The organism is Nocardia niigatensis NBRC 100131, assembly GCF_000308655.1.
GTDB classification, from domain to species: Bacteria; Actinomycetota; Actinomycetes; order Mycobacteriales; family Mycobacteriaceae; genus Nocardia; species Nocardia niigatensis.
This window is the reverse complement of the sequence record NZ_BAGC01000043.1, coordinates 105,180-126,161: the sequence shown is the minus strand read 5'-3', so window position 1 is coordinate 126,161 and position 20,982 is coordinate 105,180. Positions and strand designations below refer to the sequence as shown.

Annotated in this window: 21 protein-coding genes; 15 read left to right on the top strand and 6 right to left on the bottom strand. The window is 68.5% G+C overall.

The features are described from left to right. The first annotated feature begins 49 nt into the window (after window positions 1–49). Window positions 50–1,246 carry a lipase family protein gene (locus tag ON33_RS17955; RefSeq protein ID WP_040860111.1) on the top strand — a complete coding sequence of 399 codons (1,197 nt, stop codon included), beginning with the start codon at window positions 50–52 and terminating at the stop codon, window positions 1,244–1,246. Between the two features lie 19 nt (window positions 1,247–1,265). Here the strand turns inward: ON33_RS17955 and ON33_RS17950 are convergent, their stop codons facing one another. The 4 genes from ON33_RS17950 to ON33_RS17935 all read right to left on the bottom strand — a co-directional run bounded on the left by ON33_RS17950 (window position 1,266) and on the right by ON33_RS17935 (window position 5,545). Then, window positions 1,266–2,543: a PucR family transcriptional regulator gene (locus tag ON33_RS17950; protein ID WP_040860110.1), complete on the bottom strand. Its 1,278-nt coding sequence runs from the start codon at window positions 2,541–2,543 to the stop codon at window positions 1,266–1,268. 315 nt (window positions 2,544–2,858) lie between these two features. Continuing rightward, the gene (locus ON33_RS17945; protein WP_218001459.1) at window positions 2,859–3,515 is read right to left on the bottom strand and encodes a histidine phosphatase family protein; all 657 of its coding nucleotides are present in this window, start codon (window positions 3,513–3,515) and stop codon (window positions 2,859–2,861) included. A 60-nt stretch (window positions 3,516–3,575) separates the two neighbouring features. After that, a complete protein-coding gene (locus ON33_RS17940) occupies window positions 3,576–4,880 on the bottom strand; it encodes a sensor histidine kinase (RefSeq protein WP_051152418.1) in 1,305 nt (434 codons plus the stop codon). Continuing rightward, the gene (locus ON33_RS17935) at window positions 4,877–5,545 is read right to left on the bottom strand and encodes a response regulator transcription factor (protein WP_040860109.1); all 669 of its coding nucleotides are present in this window, start codon (window positions 5,543–5,545) and stop codon (window positions 4,877–4,879) included. Before ON33_RS17935 ends, ON33_RS17940 begins: the two co-directional genes overlap by 4 nt. Window positions 5,546–6,148: 603 nt before the next feature. Between ON33_RS17935 and nrdF the strand changes: the two genes are divergently transcribed. Beyond that, the gene (gene nrdF / locus ON33_RS17930; RefSeq protein ID WP_040860108.1) at window positions 6,149–7,111 is read left to right on the top strand and encodes a class 1b ribonucleoside-diphosphate reductase subunit beta; all 963 of its coding nucleotides are present in this window, start codon (window positions 6,149–6,151) and stop codon (window positions 7,109–7,111) included. Window positions 7,112–7,417: 306 nt separating this feature from the next. Here the strand turns inward: nrdF and ON33_RS17925 are convergent, their stop codons facing one another. Beyond that, window positions 7,418–8,518: an ABC transporter substrate-binding protein gene (locus ON33_RS17925; protein WP_051152417.1), complete on the bottom strand. Its 1,101-nt coding sequence runs from the start codon at window positions 8,516–8,518 to the stop codon at window positions 7,418–7,420. 178 nt (window positions 8,519–8,696) lie between these two features. Here ON33_RS17925 and ctaD point away from each other — a divergent pair, with 178 nt between their 5' ends. The 13 genes from ctaD to ON33_RS17865 all read left to right on the top strand — a co-directional run bounded on the left by ctaD (window position 8,697) and on the right by ON33_RS17865 (window position 20,549). After that, window positions 8,697–10,433 carry an aa3-type cytochrome oxidase subunit I gene (gene ctaD / locus ON33_RS17920; RefSeq protein WP_083869058.1) on the top strand — a complete coding sequence of 579 codons (1,737 nt, stop codon included), beginning with the start codon at window positions 8,697–8,699 and terminating at the stop codon, window positions 10,431–10,433. A 246-nt stretch (window positions 10,434–10,679) separates the two neighbouring features. Further along, entirely contained in the window at window positions 10,680–10,994 is a 315-nt protein-coding gene (locus ON33_RS17915) for a hypothetical protein (RefSeq protein WP_040860106.1), read from the top strand. A gap of 60 nt (window positions 10,995–11,054) precedes the next feature. Then, window positions 11,055–12,020 carry an NAD(P)H-dependent flavin oxidoreductase gene (locus tag ON33_RS17910; protein ID WP_040860526.1) on the top strand — a complete coding sequence of 322 codons (966 nt, stop codon included), beginning with the start codon at window positions 11,055–11,057 and terminating at the stop codon, window positions 12,018–12,020. 127 nt (window positions 12,021–12,147) lie between these two features. Continuing rightward, on the top strand, window positions 12,148–13,395 hold the full coding sequence (gene serB / locus ON33_RS17905; protein ID WP_040860105.1) for a phosphoserine phosphatase SerB: 1,248 nt from the start codon (window positions 12,148–12,150) through the stop codon (window positions 13,393–13,395). Window positions 13,396–13,495: 100 nt separating this feature from the next. Next, complete coding sequence (locus tag ON33_RS17900; protein ID WP_040860104.1) at window positions 13,496–13,903, top strand: protease inhibitor I42 family protein; 408 nt, start codon at window positions 13,496–13,498, stop codon at window positions 13,901–13,903. 24 nt (window positions 13,904–13,927) lie between these two features. Next, entirely contained in the window at window positions 13,928–14,671 is a 744-nt protein-coding gene (locus ON33_RS17895; RefSeq protein ID WP_040860103.1) for a peptidyl-tRNA hydrolase, read from the top strand. A 123-nt stretch (window positions 14,672–14,794) separates the two neighbouring features. After that, window positions 14,795–15,016, top strand: coding sequence for a hypothetical protein (locus ON33_RS41350; protein WP_157184591.1), 222 nt, complete (start codon window positions 14,795–14,797; stop codon window positions 15,014–15,016). A 25-nt stretch (window positions 15,017–15,041) separates the two neighbouring features. After that, complete coding sequence (locus ON33_RS17890; RefSeq protein ID WP_040860102.1) at window positions 15,042–15,875, top strand: ABC transporter ATP-binding protein; 834 nt, start codon at window positions 15,042–15,044, stop codon at window positions 15,873–15,875. Between the two features lie 127 nt (window positions 15,876–16,002). Further along, window positions 16,003–16,449, top strand: coding sequence for a MoaF-related domain-containing protein (locus ON33_RS17885; protein WP_040860101.1), 447 nt, complete (start codon window positions 16,003–16,005; stop codon window positions 16,447–16,449). A gap of 92 nt (window positions 16,450–16,541) precedes the next feature. Then, window positions 16,542–17,372, top strand: a complete 831-nt coding sequence (locus ON33_RS17880; RefSeq protein ID WP_040860525.1) for an NUDIX hydrolase — start codon at window positions 16,542–16,544, stop codon at window positions 17,370–17,372. Between the two features lie 79 nt (window positions 17,373–17,451). Further along, the gene (locus ON33_RS17875; RefSeq protein WP_040860100.1) at window positions 17,452–18,219 is read left to right on the top strand and encodes an enoyl-CoA hydratase-related protein; all 768 of its coding nucleotides are present in this window, start codon (window positions 17,452–17,454) and stop codon (window positions 18,217–18,219) included. 47 nt (window positions 18,220–18,266) lie between these two features. After that, a complete protein-coding gene (locus tag ON33_RS17870) occupies window positions 18,267–19,244 on the top strand; it encodes a class I SAM-dependent methyltransferase (protein WP_040860099.1) in 978 nt (325 codons plus the stop codon). A gap of 18 nt (window positions 19,245–19,262) precedes the next feature. After that, entirely contained in the window at window positions 19,263–20,549 is a 1,287-nt protein-coding gene (locus ON33_RS17865) for a class I SAM-dependent methyltransferase (RefSeq protein ID WP_040860098.1), read from the top strand. Window positions 20,550–20,571: 22 nt separating this feature from the next. Here ON33_RS17865 and ON33_RS17860 read toward each other — a convergent pair whose 3' ends face one another. Then, window positions 20,572–20,970, bottom strand: a complete 399-nt coding sequence (locus tag ON33_RS17860; protein WP_040860097.1) for a PPOX class F420-dependent oxidoreductase — start codon at window positions 20,968–20,970, stop codon at window positions 20,572–20,574. Window positions 20,971–20,982: the final 12 nt, after the last annotated feature.

Sequence of the window (20,982 nt, the reverse complement as noted above, 5' to 3'; positions counted from 1 at the left end):
TCGCTCGCCCCTCTGGCCGCGGCCGCCTCGCCTTTCTACGCTGCCCGGCATGAGGATTCGCGTGTCCATCGCGGTGGCCGCAGCTCTGCTGCTGACCGTCGCCGCGGGACCGGCCGCAGCCCGACCACTTCTCGCCGCGCCGGATCCGGACCCCTTCTACGCCGCCCCCGCCGACATCGCCGACCACCAGCCGGGCGACGTGCTGGCCCTGCGCGCCATGCCCGCCCTGCCCAGCTTCCCCGGCACCGACGTCACGCTGATCAAGTTCCGCTCCACCGACTCCACCGGTCAGCCCATCGCGGCCACCACCACGGTGCTGTCCCCGCGCAACCGCCGCCCGGACGCGCCCGTGCTGTCCTACCAGCAGATCATCAACGGCCTGGGCGCGCAGTGCGCGGTCTCGCGGGTGCTCTACACCAGCGACCCGAACCTCGTGGTCCGCGAGGCCCCCGCCTGGAACATGCTGCTGCGGCGCGGCTGGACGCTGGCCCTGCCCGACCACCTCGGCCCCCGATTCGCCTACGGCGTGGCCAAACTCGGCGGTCAGATCACCCTCGACGGCATTCGCGCCGTGCAGCACGTCCCGGATCTGAAGGTCGAGCACAGTCCGGTCGCCATGGCCGGATACTCGGGCGGCGGCATGGCTACCGCCTGGGCCGCGGCGCTGGCCGCCTCCTACGCCCCCGACCTGCACCTCGCGGGCGCGGCCATGGGCGGCGTGCCCATGAACCTGGTCAGCATGCTGGAAGCCCTGGGCATGAACCGGCATCCGGCCTTCGGGCTGGCGCTGGCGGCCGGGCTGGGTCTCGAACGCGAATACCCGGACCGGTTTCCGCTCACCGACCAGCTCAACGAGCACGGCCTGGCCGTGCGCGACAAGCTGCTCAACAGCTGCACCAATGACATTCTGGCCGCGGGCGCGGGCCAGGGCGCGCTGGACATCGCCAAATCCACGGTCATGACCGACGACCCGCAGGCCCGCTCGGTGGTAGAGGAGAACAGCCTGGAGCTGTACCCCGGCGTCCCGAATATGCCCGTCTTCGAATGGCATTCACCCATCGACGGCCTGATCCCGGTGGACGCCGTGGTGAACACCATCCACCGCTACTGCGCCGCCGGCGCCCAGGTGTGGAGCGTGCAGGTTCCGGTCCCGGACCATCTCACCGCCGCGGTGCTCGGTCTCCCGCCCGCGCTGTCCTGGCTGGATGCCCGCATGCGCGGCGAGCCCGCGCCGGCCAACTGCTGACGCCCGCGGGTTCGCTCTGTCAGCCCGCCGCCTGATACGTGCGGGCCACCAGCGCCGAGCGCAGGTACCACAGTCCCGACGCCTGGGTGGGATCGAAGCCGGTCAGCTGCCCGATCCGTTTGAGCCGGTAGTCCACCGTATTGGTGTGCACGTGCAGCATGCGCGCGGTGCGCTGCCGGTTCAGGTTGTTGCTGATGTGCGATTGCAGCGTCTCCAGCAGCTCGGCGTGCTCGTCGAGCGGATCCAGCAGCGACCCCAGGTGATCGCGGCCCGGACCCGGCCGGGTCAGCTGGTATTCCAGTGCCAGTTCGTCGAATCGGAACAAGCCGCGCACGAGCCGCAGCCGGTGCACGATGTCGAGCAGTTCGTGCGCCTGGTCGGCGGCGTCCGGAATCTGTTGCGGCGCGGCCGAAACCAGCGTCGCGGTGATCGGCACCCGGGCCGCTCGCGACAGCTGCTCGATCAGTTCGTCCAGCTCCTCGTCCACGAGCGCGGTGCTCGGCACCAGCAGGGTGCCGCCGTCCACGCTGAGCAGCGACAACACCCGGTCCGGATACCGGTGTGCCAGTTCGGCCTGCACCCGGCGCAGCTTGCGCCGCGCCACCACCGCACCGTTCACGGTGGGCGAGTGCTCCTCGGGATGTTCGGGAATCGCCAGTGCCAGTACGTGATACGTCTCGGCGATCTCGATGCCGCATTCGCGGGCCATGGTGGAGGTGCTGTGCCCGCCCAGCAGCGCGGATGTGAGCGTGTGCACCGCCGTGTGGTGTTCGCTCACCACCGACCGCAGCTCCCGCACATAGGCCATGGCCACCGCTGAGGTCATCCGGTCCAGCAGTTCCACCACCAGTTTGGCGCCGCCCATGATGTTGTCCATGTCGGCGGCCGAAATGACCAGCGTGACATCGCCATCGTCGTCCTCGCGGCGCACGTGACCGGCCATGGCATTGGCCATCACCAGCTCCGACCCGATCTTGAAACCCTCGTGGATGGCATGGTGGATGGTGTCGATCGGGATGCCCTCCCGCGCCCACTGCGCGGCGGCCTCCTCCAAGCGCTTGGTCTGCTCCGGAATGTCGCGTCCGTCCAGCATGCCCACCGCCAGCTCCAGGCAGGTGCGGGTGATGGTGGTGACATCGCCGTGAATGGCGTCGCCGGGCAGCGTCCCGCACGGCGCCACGGTTTCGACGAAATGACCCACCATGTGCTGCGCGAGCCCGCGCACATCCTTGAGCGGCGACGATATCGGGCTGCCCGACACGGTGAGCCCCGTACGGGCCGGAATTCCCACGGACATCCGTGACTCCCTTCCACCCCCGGGTTGTGCCCCTACCGGGGCCTGAAACGCTAACGCATGCCGTGAACGGCAGCGGCCGGATCGATCTCTGCTGTGAAGCACAGTAATGCGATTTCCGCGCACTTGTGACTTCTCACATGCGCCAGGCAGGCGCCGCATGACAGCCCGGCAATCCCGACACACCGTAGTTTCCGCGCGCACGCGGGCCAAACCCGCGCCTGCCCGAGGCTCGAGAGCGCCATCGTCGTGATCTACGCGACTCCGGCTCGGGACGAAACCTGTTGTCAGCCCGGGTGGACGTACCGGTGGCGGGGCTCAGCCCAGATGGCTCGTGTCGTTGTACGAGGTGAGCCGCATACCGGAATCGTCGCGCTCCCAACGGGTTATGGACGCATTGCGGACCTGCGCGGTGGTCTGGGCGCTGATCTCGGCCTCGTCGAGGTCGCCGAAAATGTAGCGGGTCAGCACGATTGCGATGTCATGGGTGAAAACCAGGACGTGACCGTGCATTTCACGCAGTACCGCCCGCAGCCGCAGCGCGACGTCCGGCCAGGATTCGCCGCCGCGCGGGCGATGGTAGAAGCCGCCCGAACGCTGCATCTCGCGGTACTCGTCCGGGAAGCGCCGCTGGATGCCGAGTCTGGTGAGCCCGAACAGCACCCCCGGCTCCCGGTCCCGGATCCGCTCGTCGAAGTACACGGGCGGCGGTGTCAGGTGTCCGAGCGCGATGCGCGCGGTCTCGCGGGTACGCAGGTATGGCGAGCAGAGCACCAGGTCGAAGCCCGGATCGACCTCGGCCAGTCGCTTCCCGGTGGCCGTCGCCTGCGCCTCGCCCAGCTCGGTCAGCGGCACATCGGCATCCCGGAGTCCGGTGACGAACTCCTCCGCGCCGCTGTACGGCGCCGCGTTCGCGATGCTCTGGCCGTGCCGCACCATGGTCAGTGATTCCAGTCCCGCCCCTGTCACATCCACCCATCCATCGTGCGCGCAACCACGGTCGTCCGTCCGGCGAAACGCCAAGCGCGGGTTTCGCTAACGGTGCGCGGCGACCGGACTGCCCGCCGTGATGTCGGCGGGCGGCAGCCACAGTGTCGCGATAGCGCCGCCACCGACCGCCGGCTCGATGGAGGCATTGCCGCCGTGCGCCTCCGCCACCCACGCGACCAGCGCCAGCCCGATGCCATTGCGCCCGCTGCGCCCCGCCGCCCCCCGATTGAACGGGCTGGCCGACATGACCGGATCGACGCCCGGGCCGTGGTCGCGAATGCTGACCCGCCCCTCCGCCACATGCACCTCGACCGGTGCGGACCGGTTCACCGCGCCGTGAGTCAGGCCGTTCTCCAGCATGTTCCGGATCGCCAGGCTCAGCAGTTGCGGATCGCCCACCACCACGCTGGGATGCGCAGTCACCACGATGCGCTCGTCGGCGGCCTCCTCGGCCACCGCCTCCGCCAGCTGATCCAGCCGCAGCAGGGTGCGCTCGGGTTCGGCGATGCCGGACTGCATGCGGGCGCGGGCCAGCAGCCCGGTCACCAGCCGCGCCATCCGGTCCGCCAGCCGGCGCGCCTCGGCCAGCGTCTGCTGTACTTCCTCCGGCTTGGGCCTCGATTCGGTGAGCAGCTTCAATGTGGTGAGCGGCGTGCGCAATTCGTGCGCGGCATCGCCCAGGAACTGCTCGTGCTCGTCCAGCATGCGCAGCGCCTGCCGTTGACTGCGGCCCGACAGCAGGAAGGTCGCCGCGGCCGACAGCAGCACCAGCACGGCGCCGCCGATCAGCAACTCCCACACCAGGATTCGATGCGCCCCCGCATCGGCCATGGACTCGGTCCCGGCCAGGATGACCACGATGCTGTCCCAGTCGTTCCAGAACACCGGCGCGCCCGCCACCGTCACCGAGCGCCCGGTGATATCGGTGCCCGCGAACCGGCTGCCCTGATAGAGCAGCCCCTCGGCGTGATCTTCGGTTTGCGTTGCGAGCGTGGAGATCTGGGTGTCGTCGGGCATCAGCGAACGCTGATAGGTATGCGCCTGCTTCCACGGCTCGCCCGGTTTGCGCACCGCCACCACCACCGCCGTAGGCCCCTTGCCCAGCTCGTCGTCGATGACGGTGGACAGGTCCAGCACCTTGGCGTCGTCGTGCTGGATGGCCCGGGCCAGCCCGCCTGCCACCTGCTCGGCCTGATCCTGCGCCCGGGTCTCGCGCGCCTGCGCGTCGATGGAGGCGGCCACGAACCCGAACACCAGCACGGCTGTCGCGGTGATCACCGTGACCAGCGCGGACATGATCCAGCGGGCTCGTTTCAGCCGGGCCACGGCGGGGGAGCGGTGCGCGCTCACGAGATCCCGCCGCCGATGAGGAATCCGGTGCCCCGCACGGTCTCGATCACGCTCGGCTCCCCGAGCTTGCGCCGCAACTTGGCCACCACCGCGTCGACCACGTTCGATGCCGGCTCGGCCATCTCGTCCCAGCAGCACTCGATGAGATCGGTACGGGTCACCACGCTGCCGAGCCGGGTGGCCATGAGTTCGAGGACCGCGAACTCCTTCGGGGTGAGCATGAGCATGATGCCGCCGCGGGTGACCCGGCGGCGCATGAGGTCGATATCGATGTCCGCCACCGCGATTCGCGAGGCGGTCGGCTGCTCGCGGCGTCGGCACAGCGCCCGCACCCGCATCACCAGCTCCGGCAGCGCGAAGGGTTTGGTCAGGTAGTCGTCGGCGCCGTGCTCGAAACCGGCCAGCCGGTCGTCGAGTCCGTCGCGGCCTGTGAGCATGAGCGCCGGTACCGTGTGCCCGGCGCGGCGCGCCGCGGCGACCAGGTCCAGGCCGTCGCCGTCGGGCAGGCCGCGATCCACCACCAGGCAGTCGTAGCGGTTGACGGCGAGCTTGAAATCCGCGTCGGCGATGCTCTGCGCGAGGTCCACCGCGAACCCGGCCGAGCGCAACCCCTCGGTCACCTCACGGCAGAGCTGGTGGTCGTCCTCTAGCACCAAAACACGCACAGAGGCAGAGAGTAAGGCATTCCGGACCCGCGCCCAACGGCTGCGGCGACCGGATCTCCGGAAAATGATCGGAAAATGATCCGGCGGCAAACCGGCGCGCTATCAACAGCTTCCGAGCCTCTCACGGAACCGCCCGCCGGGCCGAGATACCCGGGCCACCGCTCCGTACCCTGAATACGGTTTGTTTCTGTCAGCGGCTACCGAGAGGGGGTGAGGTGTATGCGCGGCGAACCTCCCAGTCGAAGGCCGGGGGCATCGCCCCCCGAATTCGTCGGTAGCTTCCCGACGACCGCGCCCGCATGCTGCGTGAGGCTCCGGCCAAGGCGGCCAAGAAGGCCGAAGTGCTGGTGGGCATCTGATCGGCTAACTCGGGACAGGTGTGGACACGCCGACCCCGAGTCGCTGTGACGGATTGCACCGCTGTAATTTTCTGCAGTCGGTGGCGTACTTGCCCATCCCCTTTTCGCATTCTCGCAGGACAGCGCGAGGACACGTGAAGACACAAGTTCTTGTGCTGCACGGGGATGTCACCTACCAGTAGTAGTGTTCAGGGCAGAAGGAATCCGCAGGGTCTCGGGAGCTGAGAAGGGTGTGTGAGCGGGCGTGAAGCTGATCGATCGGGTGACCGCGATCAATTGGAACCGCGTGCAGGACGAGAAGGATGCCGAGGTCTGGGATCGGCTCACCGGCAACTTCTGGTTGCCGGAGAAGGTCCCGGTCTCCAATGACATTCCGTCGTGGAACACGTTGACCGCCAACGAGAAGCAACTCACCATGCGGGTCTTCACCGGCCTGACCCTGCTCGACACCATCCAGGGCACGGTCGGCGCGGTCAGCCTCATCCCCGACGCACTGACCCCGCACGAGGAAGCGGTGCTGACGAACATCGCCTTCATGGAGTCGGTGCACGCCAAGAGCTACAGCTCGATCTTCTCCACGCTGTGCTCCACCCGCGAGATCGACGAGGCCTTCCGCTGGTCCGAGGAGAACCGGAACCTGCAGCGCAAGGCCGAGATCGTTCTCGACTACTACAACGGCGAGGACCCGCTCAAGCGCAAGGTCGCCTCCACCCTGCTGGAGTCGTTCCTCTTCTACTCCGGCTTCTACCTGCCCATGCACTGGTCCTCGCGGGCCAAGCTCACCAACACCGCCGACATGATCCGCCTGATCATCCGCGACGAGGCCGTGCACGGCTACTACATCGGCTACAAGTATCAGAAGGGCCTGGAGCTGGTCTCCGAGGCCGAGCGCGAAGAGCTCAAGGCCTACACCTTCGAGCTGCTCTTCGAGCTCTACGAGAACGAGGTCGAATACACCCAGGACCTCTACGACGAGGTCGGCCTCACCGAGGACGTCAAGAAGTTCCTCCGCTACAACGCCAACAAGGCCCTGATGAACCTCGGCTACGAGGGCCTGTTCCCCAAGGACGAGTGCGACGTCAACCCCGCCATCCTCTCGGCCCTCTCGCCCAACGCCGACGAGAACCACGACTTCTTCTCCGGCTCCGGCTCCAGCTACGTCATCGGCAAGGCCGTCAACACCGAAGACGAAGACTGGGAGTTCTGACAAGTCGCGGCGCTCGACCCGATGACGCGGGGAAGTCGCCACCCGGCCGAGCGCCGACCGCGAAGTTCACCAGCGAGATCGTGAACTTTTCGTGATCACGGGTGTTCCCCGCAGGCAGACATGGCAAACGGCCTCGAGCAAAGATTCGCTCGGGGCCGTTTGCTGACCGCAGCAACTGATTTCGCAGCGTTCGGGGTAACTCGTCGGGTACGGCCAGAATCGGTTTGCTCCCCAACCGCCGGCACCCGTGCCCAACGGTTGACGGCGGTTGGCCGCGCGTTGAAGGTCCCGGGGAGGCGGGGGAGCTCAGTCCGTGACGTATCCGTTGAGGTTGTTGCGGACGTCGTCGAGCAGAGCGCGGGCGGCGGTGATGCCGCTGCCGTGCCAGATGCTGTCGTCGACGGCGAACTCGCGGCGGTCGCTCACGGCGGAAAGCTGTTTCCAGTTGTCGCCCTTCATGATCGACTTGCCGTAGTCCAGGCCGTCCTTGCCGTCGAACATGAGGAAGATGAGGTCGCCCTCGATCCGGTTGCGGTCGTCCTGGGTGCTCAGGCTGGTCACGTCGAAGGAATCCCCACGCTGCGACTGCGGCCGCTGCACGCCCGCGTCACCGAGCACCTGGGCGGCGAAGGTATTGCCGCCCTGCACCTGAATCGCCTTGGGCTCGAAGCGGATCACCGACGCCTGGGTGAGCGCGGCATTGGCGGCGACGCCCGCGTCCTTGGCGGCCGTGCGATAGTCGTCGAGCGCCCGGGTCCCGGCGGTCTTGCGGTCCAAGGCCTCCGCGAAACCGGTGAAGGTGGCCTGCCAGCCGTTCTCCGCGCCGACCAGCACGGTCGGAGCGATGCCCGCGAGCGCGTTGTAGTGCGAGCCGTCGGCAGCCGGACCGATGATCAGATCCGGCTTCAGCTCCGCGATCTTCGCGGGATCGGGGGCGCCCGCCAGGCCGACCGAGGGAATCGCGGCGACGCCGGTACCCAGGTAGGCGGGCTGCGGCGACGGACCGTCCAGTGTGGCCGCGCCGACCACGCGCTCCCACAGTCCCAGCGCGCAGGTGGCGTCCAGCGCGGAGGTGGAGAGCACCACGATGCGCTTGGCGTCGGCCGGCACCTCGGAGGTGCCCGCGGCGTGGGTGACGGTCTTCGTGCCCGAGGCCGAGTCCGGACTCGACGGCGCCGGACACGCCTTGGTGGTGTCGCGCTCGATCCCGACCACGCCCGCACCCGCGATATTCGTGGTGGTCCGCACGATCGAGGCGGAGTTGTCATCGGTCTTGCCGCATCCGGCGACCAGACCCACCGTCAGCAGCGTCGCTGCCGAGACCAACCCCACACTGCGCAAATACCGCAAAGGGGAAAAGGTGGAGGCGAACGTGTTTCGGGTGGAAGCGGACTCGCGCACCGGCATGCCGGGCAGCCTACAGCCGTGCCCCGCGACTCCCAATTACGACACAGAGTAGGACCCGGAGCGAGCGCTGTCGGAACACAGTTTACGATCTGTCACAGCGCAAGCCACCGTCGTTCGTCATGTGCCGAACCGGACGCCGGAAGCAGCGTACGAACGATGGCATACCTGTGGAGGTTTCGTGACTGCCGTAGAACCGCGGCCGGCCAGCCTTGTGGAGGCGGCTCGGCCCTATCCTCAAAGGACGGGTCCGAAGGGATCGTTCATCTACAAGATGGTCACCACGACGGACCCGAAGGTTCTCGGCGTCATGTACCTGGTGACGGCCATGTCCTTCTTCATGGTCGGCGGCATCATGGCGCTGCTCATGCGCGCCGAGCTGGCGCGTCCGGGCATGCAGTTCCTGTCGCCGGAACAGTTCAACCAGCTGTTCACCATGCACGGCACGATCATGCTGCTCTTCTACGCGACCGCGATCGTGTTCGGCTTCGCCAACATCATCCTGCCGCTGCAGATCGGCGCCCCTGACGTCGCCTTCCCGCGTCTGAACGCGTTCAGCTACTGGCTGTACCTGTTCGGCGGCACCATGGCGACCGCCGGCTTCATCACCCCCGGCGGCGCGGCCGACTTCGGCTGGACCGCCTACACGCCGCTGTCGGACATCGTCCACTCCCCGGGCGTCGGCGCCGACCTGTGGATCCTGGGTCTGGCCGTCTCCGGTCTGGGCACGATCCTCGGTGGCGTCAACATGCTCACCACCGTGGTCTGCCTGCGCTGCCCCGGTATGACCATGTTCCGGATGCCGATCTTCACCTGGAACATCGCCGTCACCTCGGTGCTGGTGCTGCTGGCCTTCCCGCTGCTCACCGCGGCCCTGTTCGGTCTGGCCTACGACCGCCACCTGGGCGGCCACATCTACGACCCGGCCAACGGCGGCGTGATGCTCTACCAGCACCTGTTCTGGTACTTCGGCCACCCCGAGGTGTACATCATCGCGCTGCCCTTCTTCGGCATCGTGTCGGAGATCTTCCCGGTCTTCAGCCGGAAGCCGATCTTCGGTTACACGACCCTGGTCTACGCGACCCTGGGTATCGCGGCCCTGTCCATCGCCGTGTGGGCGCACCACATGTACGCGACCGGTGCTGTTCTGCTGCCGTACTTCTCGTTCATGACCTTCCTGATCGCTGTTCCGACCGGTGTGAAGTTCTTCAACTGGATCGGCACCATGTGGCGTGGTCAGCTCACTTTCGAGACCCCGATGCTCTGGTCGGTCGGCTTCGTCGTGACCTTCCTCTTCGGTGGTCTGTCGGGCGTCATCCTGGCCTCGCCGCCGCTGGACTTCCACGTGTCCGACACGTATTTCGTGGTGGCGCACTTCCACTACGTGCTCTTCGGCACCATCGTGTTCGCCACCTTCGCGGGAATCTACTTCTGGTTCCCGAAGATGACCGGCCGCATGATGGACGAGCGTCTGGGCAAGTGGCACTTCTGGGCCACCTTCGTCGGCTTCCACACCACGTTCCTGGTGCAGCACTGGCTGGGCAACATGGGTATGCCGCGTCGGTACGCCGACTACCTGCCGAGCGACGGCTTCACGACCCTGAACACCATCTCCACGATCGGTGCCTTCATCCTGGGTTCGTCGATGCTGCCGTTCATCTGGAACGTCTTCAAGTCCTACCGCTACGGCGAGGTCGTGACCGTGGACGATCCGTGGGGCTACGGCAACTCGCTGGAGTGGGCGACCTCCTGCCCGCCGCCGCGGCACAACTTCTACGAGCTGCCGCGCATCCGCTCGGAGCGTCCCGCGTTCGAGCTGCACTACCCGCACATGGTCGAGCGCATGCGCGCCGAGGCCCATGTCGGCTGGGGCTCCAAGTCCCACACCGTCAAGGAGCTGGAAAAGGTATCCAGCTAGTCGCCTGACAGCCTGAACACACTGCGGCACCCGTCTCACGAGACGGGTGCCGCAGTGTTCTGCGGCGTGCTCCGTCGCACTCGATTCGGATATCTGCCGGTGGCGGGGCGGCCCGACGTTCCCTCAATGAGCGCACTGTGCAACAGTTGTCATGTGCATTATTTAGTGGCTCGGCAGCGGACGGGAACGAGCGCGGCGGCGCAGCGTGATGTCGGGCATCTGGTCGACTTCACCGCGACCCCGTGAGTGCTGTTGATCGCGGCCCTCGCCGTGCCCATCGGAGCGCTCGACGCCTGCGCTGCCTGGGTGCTCTCGCATCTCATCGCGCTGATCACCAATCTGGTCCGGTACCAGCGGTTCAGCGCCGATCCGGTGTATATCGGCGCCGTACACCACCATCCGCTGCTGATCATCGGCGCGCCCGTCCTGGGCGGCATGGTCAGCCTGACCATGCTGCTCGCCGGCCGCGTCCGCGACCACCACGAGGAGCACACCGCCCAGCGCTTCCTGCGCCTGCCGACCATCCGGCCCTCCCGCGTCGAGGTCGGCGCCACCGCCTGACCGCCCGCCGGGACGGCGGGCCGGATGTGTTGCTATTGCCTGATGGAGGATCCGGGAGCGATGGAAACGGGACTGACCACCGAGTGGTCGCGCGTGCTGGGCTTGCGGCTGCCGGTGGCGAACGCGCCGATGGGCGGCGTGGCCGGCGGCAGGCTCGCGGCCGCGGTCGCGGCGGCCGGGGGTCTGGGCATGATCGGGATGGGCAGCGCCGGATCCATCGAGGCTCTCGAACGGGAGCTGCCGCACGTCGCCGACGCGCCGGGTCCGGTCGGGATCGGCCTGGTCGACTGGGTGGCGGCCGCGCGGCCGGGACTCTTCGAGCGTGCTCTCGCAGCCGCGCCCGCCCTGTTGTCGGTGAGCTTCGGCACCGACCTGTCCTGGGCTGAACGGGCCCGCGCGGCCGGAATCCGCACGGCGACACAGGTTTACACGGTCGACGATGCCCGCCGCGCACACGACGCCGGGATCGACGTCCTGGTCGCGCGCGGTCTGGAGGGCGGCGGGCACGGCGCTCCCGAACTGGCGACCCTGCCCCTGCTCGAGGCCGTCCTCGACGCCATCCCGGGCCCGGTGCTGGCCGCGGGCGGGATCGGGTCGGCGCGCGGCGTGGCGGCGATGCTCGCCGCCGGGGCCTCGGGGGTGTGGCTGGGCACCGCCCTGGCCGCCTGCGAGGAGTCCCTGCTGCCGCCCGAAGCCCGCCGTGCCCTGCTCGCGGCGGAGGACACCGACACCATCCTCACGCACTCCTTCGATGTCGGCATGGAATTGCCCTGGCCGCAGCGCTTTCCGGCCCGGGTGCTGCGCAACGACTTCACCGCGCGCTGGCACGACCACCTCGGTGAACTGGCCGGTGACGCCGCCGCGCGCTCCGAGCTGGCCGCCGCCAATGCCGTCGGCGATCCGCGTCTCGCCCCGGTCGACGCGGGCCAGGGCGTCGGCCTGGTCACCGCGGTGCGCCCGGTCGGCGAGGCGATGGCCGAATTGTGTTCCGGCGCTGCCCGTCTGCTCGCTCATCCGGGCCGCTGATCTCGGCGGGCGTGATGCCCGCCACCGTCGGCGGCGGTCGGCGCTGTCCCGTCCGCGCCGACCTGACAGAATGAGCTGCCGCCGCATGCCGGGCGGGACAGGCAGTCGCATGGAACGGAGTTATCGATTGAGTGCAAGCGCGGGGAGGCGGAGCGCTGACACGACGGTTCTGGTCACGGTCACCGGACCTGACAAGCCGGGCGTCACATCGGTACTTCTGGCCGCCCTGGCCAACAGCGCGGTCAGCCTGCTTGATGTGGAACAGGTCGTCATCCGCGGCCGTCTCACCCTGGGTGTGCTGGTGTCGTGTCCCACCGATCCCGAAGCGCTGCAGGATCAGCTCGAGGACGCCATGGCCTCCATCGGCATGAACGTCGATGTGGAGATCGGGGCGAGCGCCGTATCGGGCGCGAAGCTGTCCACCCACGCGGTGGTGGTGCTGGGTTCGCCGGTCACCGCCCGTGCCTTCAGTGCCATCGCGCGCACGCTGGCCGCACAGCGCGTGAACATCGACTCCATTCGCGGCATCGCCGACTACCCGGTCACCGGCCTGGAACTCATGGTCACCGTCCCCTCCGCCGCCGCGGACGCCGAGACCGAGCTGCGCACCGCGCTGGCCACGGTCGCGGCCAAGGAGAGCGTGGACGTGGCCGTCGAGAAGGCGGGCCTGGCGCGACGGGCCAAGCGGCTCATCGTGTTCGACGTGGACTCCACCCTGATCCAGGGCGAGGTCATCGAGATGCTGGCCGCGCACGCCGGCGTCGAGGAGGAGGTCCGCAAGGTCACCGAGGCGGCCATGCGCGGCGAGATCGATTTCTCCGAATCCCTGCGCCAGCGGGTGGCGACCCTGGCCGGGCTGGACGCCTCGGTCATCGACGAGGTCGCCGAGCGGATCGAGCTCACCCCCGGCGCGCGCACCACCATTCGCACCCTGCGCCGCCTGGGTTTCCGCTGCGGCGTGGTGTCCGGTGGTTTCCGCCAGGTCATCGAGCCGCTCGCGCACGAGCTGGAACTGGACTTCGTGCAGGCCAACACCCTCGAGATCCGGGACGGCAAGCTGACCGGCGCGGTGGTCGGCGAGATCGTGGACCGCGAGGCGAAAGCCGTTGCGCTGCGCCGTTTCGCGGCCGAGACCGGGGTGGCGATGGATCAGACCGTCGCGGTCGGCGACGGCGCCAATGACATCGACATGCTCAATGCCGCCGGGCTGGGCATCGCGTTCAATGCCAAGCCCGCGCTGCGCGAGGTCGCCGACGCGGCGCTGTCGCATCCTTTCCTGGACGCGGTGCTGTTCATCCTGGGCGTGACCCGCGACGAGGTCGAGGCCGCCGACGCCCGCGACGGCGGCATCCGCCGGGTACCGCTGCCGAACTGATCCCGCGGGCCGCAACGCGTCCAATTCGGTTGCGCCACTCGTAGCTCCGCTCTCGGTACCGTGGTCCAGGGGGTATCCGACCACGATCGAAGGAGAGTCCGTGCGCGTGCGTCTGCCGCTGGTGGTGGTGTCGGCCGGTCTCGCGCTGGCCGGCTGCGGCACGTCGTCCGGCCACCCGGCGGCGGTCGCGGTCGGCGCGGATTCCGACGGCAAGAACGTGAGCCTCGCGGTCGGCCAGGACCTGATCGTTACCCTCGAGGCCGATCCGACCACCGGATATGCCTGGGCGCTGGGCGATCTCGATCAGAAGATCGTGAAACAGCATGGCGCCCCGGACTACGAACAGGACCCGAATCCGGTTGGTATGGCCGGCGTCGGCGGTAATTCGGTGTCGAATTTCGTGGCGGTCGTGCCGGGTTCGACGACCTTGAATCTGGAATACAAGCGAGCCTGGGAACAGGGCGTGGAGCCCGCGAGACGCTTCACCCTGAACCTGACGGTTCATTAGCCGGAACAGCGTGTAGGAGTGGTTGTGTCGAGCGTCGGATCCACCATCGATGCCGGTTTCGTGGCCAGGCACGCGGAATTGGCGCGGGGATATGGCGGCGGGGGTGATCCGGCGGACCCGGCACTCGTGCAGGCCATGCAGATGGTGTTGCACATTCCGAAGAACGATCCGCCGGCGCGCAGCGCACTGCTGGCAGCGGCCGCGTCCGCGGTGGTGGCCCTGTGCCTCGACGAGCGGGTCGGGCCCGAAGGGGAGTGGGAGGAGCGTTATCTGACCTGGAAGCGCTCGCGGATCCGGAAGGTGTCGCGGCGGGCGCGCGGAGCGCAGTGGCTGGCGGCGCAGGAAGTCGACGGTGTCACAGTCGAATTTGCGGGCGCGCAGGCGCGAGCCCTGGTGCCGGGCCCGGTCGGCGAGGTGGATCCGCGCATCCGGCGCCTCCAGATCAGCGGTACCGAACTGCCGGCCGAGGAGGAGATCGCGATCGATCCGGAAAGTCCGGTGCTATGGGTGAACGCGGAACTGGGTATGACTGTGGGTAAGGCCGCGGCACAGGTGGGGCATGCCAGCATGTTGCTGGCAGGTGCTCTGCCGGTGCAGCGGGCGTATGCGTGGGCCGCACAGGAATTCCGGTGCACCGTCGCGGAGGCCGATCCGGGCCGCTGGGCGGAATTGCAGCGGCGTGTGGCCGAGGGCAGCGCGGTGGCGGTGCGCGATGCCGGTTTCACGGAGGTGGCGCCGGGATCGACGACCGTGATCGCGGTGCCGTAGTGCGAATGTCGCACTAGCGAAACCGGATGGTCGGCGCAATGACCCATATGGGCAGTGCATATCGACTTACCCGGACGGGTCGGTAAGGATCGATTCACGTTTCCTCGAAAGGAAACCACCGAAATGACAACATTGCTGGTTGTTCTCATCGTGTGGGCGGCGCTCTCGGTCCCGGCGGCACTCATTCTGGCGCGCATGTTCCGATCCACGAGCGCGGATGCGCGGGATCGCGGAATGGCGGAGCCGGAGCGCGAACCAATGGAATTCGACGGTGGCGCACACGAAATCGCTTATCGCCACCGCACTTCGGGAGAGGACACGCACCGAGTTTTCCCACCACGTTGACGAGTGTCCAGGGTGGTGGGCCAAGATGGACCCCGTGCCGCAACCGGATCCCGATCTGCTCATCGATTTCAGCGACGTCACCGTCCGACGTTCCGGACATACCCTGGTCGGTCCGGTCACCTGGCAGGTGGAATTGGACGAACGCTGGGTCGTGCTCGGCCCCAACGGCGCCGGCAAGACCTCGCTGCTGCGCATGGCCGCCGCCGAGATGCACCCCACCTCCGGTGTCGCCAACCTGCTCGGCGAGACCCTGGGCCGGGTCGACATCAACGAACTACGTCCGCGCATCGGCATCTCCTCGGCCGCCATCGCCAGCCGGGTGCCGCTCGACGAGAAGGTCGCCGACCTGGTGGTGTCCGCCGGCTACGCGGTCATGGGCCGCTGGCGCGAGCGCTACGACGACATGGATACCGACCGGGCCGTCGACATCCTGGAAAGCCTGGGCGCCGAACACCTTTCCGACCGCACCTACGGGACGCTGTCGGAGGGCGAGCGCAAGCGTGTGCTCATCGCCCGCGCGCTCATGACCGATCCGGAACTGCTGCTGCTCGACGAACCGGCCGCCGGACTGGACCTGGGCGGACGTGAGGAGCTGGTGGAACGGCTCGGCGATCTGGCCGCCGATCCCGACGCGCCCGCCACCGTGCTGGTCACCCATCACGTCGAGGAGATCCCGCCGGGCTTCACCCACGGCCTGCTGCTCAACGAGGGCAGTGTGGTCGCGCAGGGTCTGCTTCATGATGTGCTGACCTCCGAGAACCTGAGCGACGCGTTCCGGCAGTCGATTCAGCTGGACCGCATCGACGGCCGCTACTTCGCGCGCCGCAGCCAGCGGTTCGGGCGGCATCGCAACCGCTGAGCCGGTCCCGCAATCGCTGAAACGGGCTTCCCGCAACGGGTCTCACGGGCCGCGGTGCGCGGCCGTTGCAACATCAGCCACCTCCGGGCAAACTGTCGGCAAATGTTGCGGACGGAGGGAGTCGGCTGTGGGCCGGAGCATTGGTGCACTGGCGATCCTCGCGCTCGCCCTCGTCGCCGCCGGATGCGTGGCGGACCCACCGGCGGCCCAGCGGGTTTCGAACTCGCACGCCGCGGGGACGCTCGGCAAGGCCGCGGTCCCGTCTGACCTGAACGGCAAGACGGCGCAGCTCAGCTATGACAGCGGCGCGGGCGGCGCCATCGCCTTCGCCTCGGACGGGCGCACGCTGACCTACACCGCCGCCGACACCGGCCACCGCTCCAGCAGCCCGGTCGTGATCCAGCCCCTCGGGGCCGGCATCTTCCTCGTTACCTGGACCGACGATACGGGGGCGGTGATCAGCCAGGTGCAGGACTATCGGACCGGCAGGGTGGAGGGCACCTGGACCCGCCGCGACAGCGCTGGTCGGACCGTGATCGAAACCCGCACCGGATCAGTTCATTTGACCGAGTGATCGGCTGACCCGCGGCGCGTGGTCCGGTTCGCCGGGGCGAGTTGTATCGCTTAGCCGGGGCAACGGTTATGGTGCGAAAGGTGAGCGAAGCAATGGCCCAGCCCGAATCCCAGCCCGCGGCCGCGCCCGTCAAGGACGCCTCCACGGTCATGCTGGTGCGCGACGGCGCGCACGGGCCCGAGGTGTTCCTGCAGCGTCGAGTGGGCGGCATGGCCTTCGCGGCCGGCATGACCGTCTTCCCCGGCGGCGGCGTCGACCCCTCCGACGCGTCCATCGCGCTGGACTGGGCCGGGCCCGAACCCGCCTGGTGGGCCGAGCGATTCGGCATCGACCCCGGCCGCGCCCAGGCGCTGGTCTGCGCGGCCGTGCGCGAGACCTTCGAGGAGTGCGGCGTGCTGCTGGCGGGACCGACCGCCGACAGCGTCGTCACCGACACCGCGGTCTACGCCGAAGCGCGCGGGCAGCTGGAACGCCGCGAACTGTCCTTCGCCGAGTTCCTCACCCGTGAGAACCTGGTGCTGCGCGCCGACCTGCTGCGTCCCTGGGACAACTGGATCACCCCGGTGATCGAGCCGCGCCGCTACGACACCCGCTTCTTCGTCGCCGTGCTGCCGGAGGGCCAGCTCGCCGACGGCGCGACCTCCGAGGCCGACGTGGTCGCCTGGTGCACGCCCACCGAGGCCATCGACCGCTGGCGCGGGGGCCTCGACGTGCTGCTGCCGCCGACCTGGACCCAGCTGGCCGCCTTGAACGAATTCGCCTCCACCGCCGAGATTCTCGCGGCCACCCGCACCATCACCCCGATCATGCCGGTGTACCACCCGTCGGGCGGCGGCCCGGCGCTGGCCTTCCCGCGCGCCGACCGCTACTTCGCCGAACTGCCGGACAGTTCGCGCATCCGCGGGTCACGGCGACCCGAATGATGTGCGCGCGGGCGGCCGGAACCGCGCCCGCACGGGCGGAGCGACCCGGTGTGCGGGGCCCGAAGTAGGGTGATCGGCTGTGGCCGAATTCGTGACCGTGGACCGGAGCGTGGCGGATGGTATCGCCGTGCTCCGCATCGCACGCCCGCCGATGAATCTGATCGATCTCCAGGTGGCGCTGGAGGTGGCGGCCGCCACCGAGGAGGTCGCGGCCGACGCGTCGATCGCGGCCGTGGTGGTCTACGGCGACGAGCGGGTGTTCTCCGCCGGTGACGAGATGGCCGAACTGGCCCGGCTCACCTCCGAGCAGGCGCAGGCCATGGCCGCTGATTTCCAGTCGGCGCTGAGCAGCCTGGCCCGGCTTCCGCAGCCGACCGTGGCCGCCATCAGCGGTTACGCCCTCGGCGCGGGCCTGGAACTGGCCCTGGCCGCGGACCGCCGCGTCATCGGCGACAACGTGAAACTGGGCCTGCCGCAGATCAAGGCCGGGCTCATCCCGTTGGCCGGCATCCGGCGCCTGAGCCTGCTGATCGGCCCGTCGCATGCCAAGGATCTGGTGTACAGCGGCCGGTTCGTGGATCCGAAGGAGGCCGCGTCGCTCGGCCTGGTCGACGAGGTGGTCGCGCCCGACGATGTGTTCGCCGCCGCGCTGCGCTGGGCCAAGCAGTTCGCCGACGGTCCGCGGGCGGCGCTCGCGGCCGCGAAGCGGGTGTTCGAGGCGGGTACGCACGGCCACGATCGCGCGCGCCGGGAGTGGGCCGATCTGTTCGGTACCGAAGATCAGCAGGTTGGAACACGTTCTTATTTGGTCAACGGTCCGGATGCGACCCGGTTCACCGGCCGTTGAGCAGCCCGATAACACCGTTCACCGGGGTATTCATTAGGCTGCCCTGCATGACAGTTGGTCCTGAAGACCCCGCGCCGAACCCGCACGCCACCGAGGCGGAGGTCCAGGCCGCGTATAGCGACAACAAGCTCGCCCAGGTCCTGTATCACGACTGGGAAGCCGAGACCTACGACGACAAGTGGTCCATCTCCTACGACGAACGCTGCATCGAGTACGCCCGGGGCCGCTTCGACGCTGTCGCCTCGAGCGCCGAGCTGCCCTACGACCGGGCCCTCGAACTCGGCTGCGGCACCGGCTTCTTCCTGCTGAACCTCATGCAGGCGGGCGTCGCCAAGCGCGGCTCGGTCACCGACCTGTCTCCGGGCATGGTCAAGGTCGCCACCCGCAACGGCCAGAACCTGGGCCTGGACGTCGACGGCCGGGTCGCCGACGCCGAGACCATCCCCTACGAGGACGACACCTTCGACCTCGTCGTGGGCCACGCCGTACTGCACCACATCCCGGATGTGGAGCTGGCGCTCAAGGAGTGCCTGCGCGTGCTGAAGCCGGGCGGCCGGTTCGTGTTCGCGGGTGAACCGACCACCATCGGCAACCTGTACGCCCGCAAGCTGGGCCAGATCACCTGGAAGATCACCACCGAGATCACCAAGCTGCCGTTCCTCAGCGACTGGCGTCGCCCGCAGGAGGAGCTCGACGAGTCCTCCCGCGCCGCCGCCCTCGAGGCCGTCGTCGACCTGCACACCTTCGACCCGTCCGACCTGGAGCGCATGGCTCGCAGCGCCGGCGCCGTCGACGTGCTGGCCAAGACCGAGGAATTCGCCGCCGCCCTGTGGGGCTGGCCGGTGCGCACCTTCGAGGCCGCCGTCCCCGACGAGAAGCTGACCTGGCGCTACCGCATGGCCCAGTACAAGGCGTGGCTGGCGTTCTCCGCCCTCGACGAGAAGGTGCTGCGCCACGTGGTGCCCCGGCAGTTCTTCTACAACGCCATGATCACCGGCGTGAAGCCCGGCGCCTCCGCCAAGTAGGTCGGTCCACGAATTCCCGTGGGCTACGCCTTCTCTCGCGACGACATCGCCTACCTCGCCAGTCCGGCCGGCGCGGCCGCCCTGGCCGAGGTAGGCGATTTCGCGCTCACTCCCGCCTCGCTCCTCAAAGACCTGGAGCGCATCCGCCGCACGCACGGCGACCACGCCCCGGCCCTCGTCGAAACGGTCCGCCTCCGCCGCCGCGCGACCGCCAAACTCGACCACGCGCAGGACTGGCTCTTCACCGACGACGCCCTCCAGCAGGCGACGCCCTCGGCCGTTGCTCGCCACCGCGCCCAGCGTTTGGCCGGCCGCACGGTCCACGACGTCACCTGCTCCATCGGGGCGGAATTGGCCGCGCTGGCCGAAGTCTGCCCCGCCGTGATCGGCAGCGACCTCGATGACGTACGTCTCGCGATAGCTCGGCACAATCTCGGTGTGCCGCCGGTGAATTCCCGCTCGGATGGCGAAACGATCCACCGCGGGGATGCGGGCGCCGGGCATGGAGGTGGCGTCTCGTCGACGCTCGGCGGGGTGCCCACTGCGGCGCCCGTCAGGGCGGAGGCGCGAAATGTGGTGCTGGTCAAGGCGGATGCGTTGGCACCCTGCAGCAGTGCCGAGGTGGTGATCGCGGATCCGGCGCGGCGGGCGGATGGACGGCGGACGCATGATCCGGCGAAGTTGCAGCCGCCGCTGCCGGATCTGCTGGCGGCGTATGCCGGCCGCGACTTGGCCGTGAAGTGCGCTCCCGGACTGGATTTCGACAAGCTCGCCTGGGCGGGGGAGATCGAAGTCGTCTCTTTGGACGGGGCGGTGCGTGAAGCCTGTTTGTGGTCACCGGGTTTGGCGGAACCGGGTGTGACTCGGCGAGCGACTGTGCTCTCGTCGACTGCGGGGCCGTGGACGCTCACCGACGCCGATCCGGACGACATTCCCCAGCGTGAGCCGGGGGAGTGGATCATCGACCCGGACGGGGCGGTGGTCCGCGCGGGTCTGGTCCGGCATTACGCCGCGAAACACGGGCTGTGGCAATTGGATCCGCGGATCGCCTATCTGACCGGCGCCAAGGTTCCCGAAGGCGTGCGTGGCTTCCGGATCCTCGATCGCATGGAATTCCGTGAGAAGCCGCTGCGTGCCGAACTCCACCGCCGTGATTGCGGGCCCCTGGAGATCCTCACCCGCGGCGTCGATATCGACCCGGACGCCCTTCGCAACCGCATCAAACCCCGTGGCTCCCAGCCCTATACCCTTGTCGTCACCCGAATCGGGCGTACGGCAACCGTTTTCCTCTGCGCTACCCCGTAGGCCGACCAGCGCCCCCCGCGGATCAGCCCTGATATGTGGTGTGGGTCGGCCGCATGACGAGGACGACGCGGTCGGCGTGGTCGCCGACCGGCTTCCGATAGTCGAGGCCGTAGCGCTGGGCGAGGACGTCGAAGAATTCGCCTTCGGGATCGGTGTCGATGCGCTCGATGACGCCGCGCACCTCGAGGTAGCGGTAGGGGGCCTCCGGATCGTTGATGCTGACCGCCACGTGCGGGTCACGAGACGTGTTGCGGTGCTTGGCCCGGGTCGTGGTGGTGGTGAAGCGCAGGAACTCGCCGTCCCAGATCTGCCAGATCGGGGTGACCTGCGGGGTGCCGTCGGGGTTGAGGGTGGCGAGGTGCGCGAACAGCGGGCGGGTGAGCAGGTCGGTGTACTTCTCGGGGATGACGGAGTGAGTCATGGTGTGCTCCTT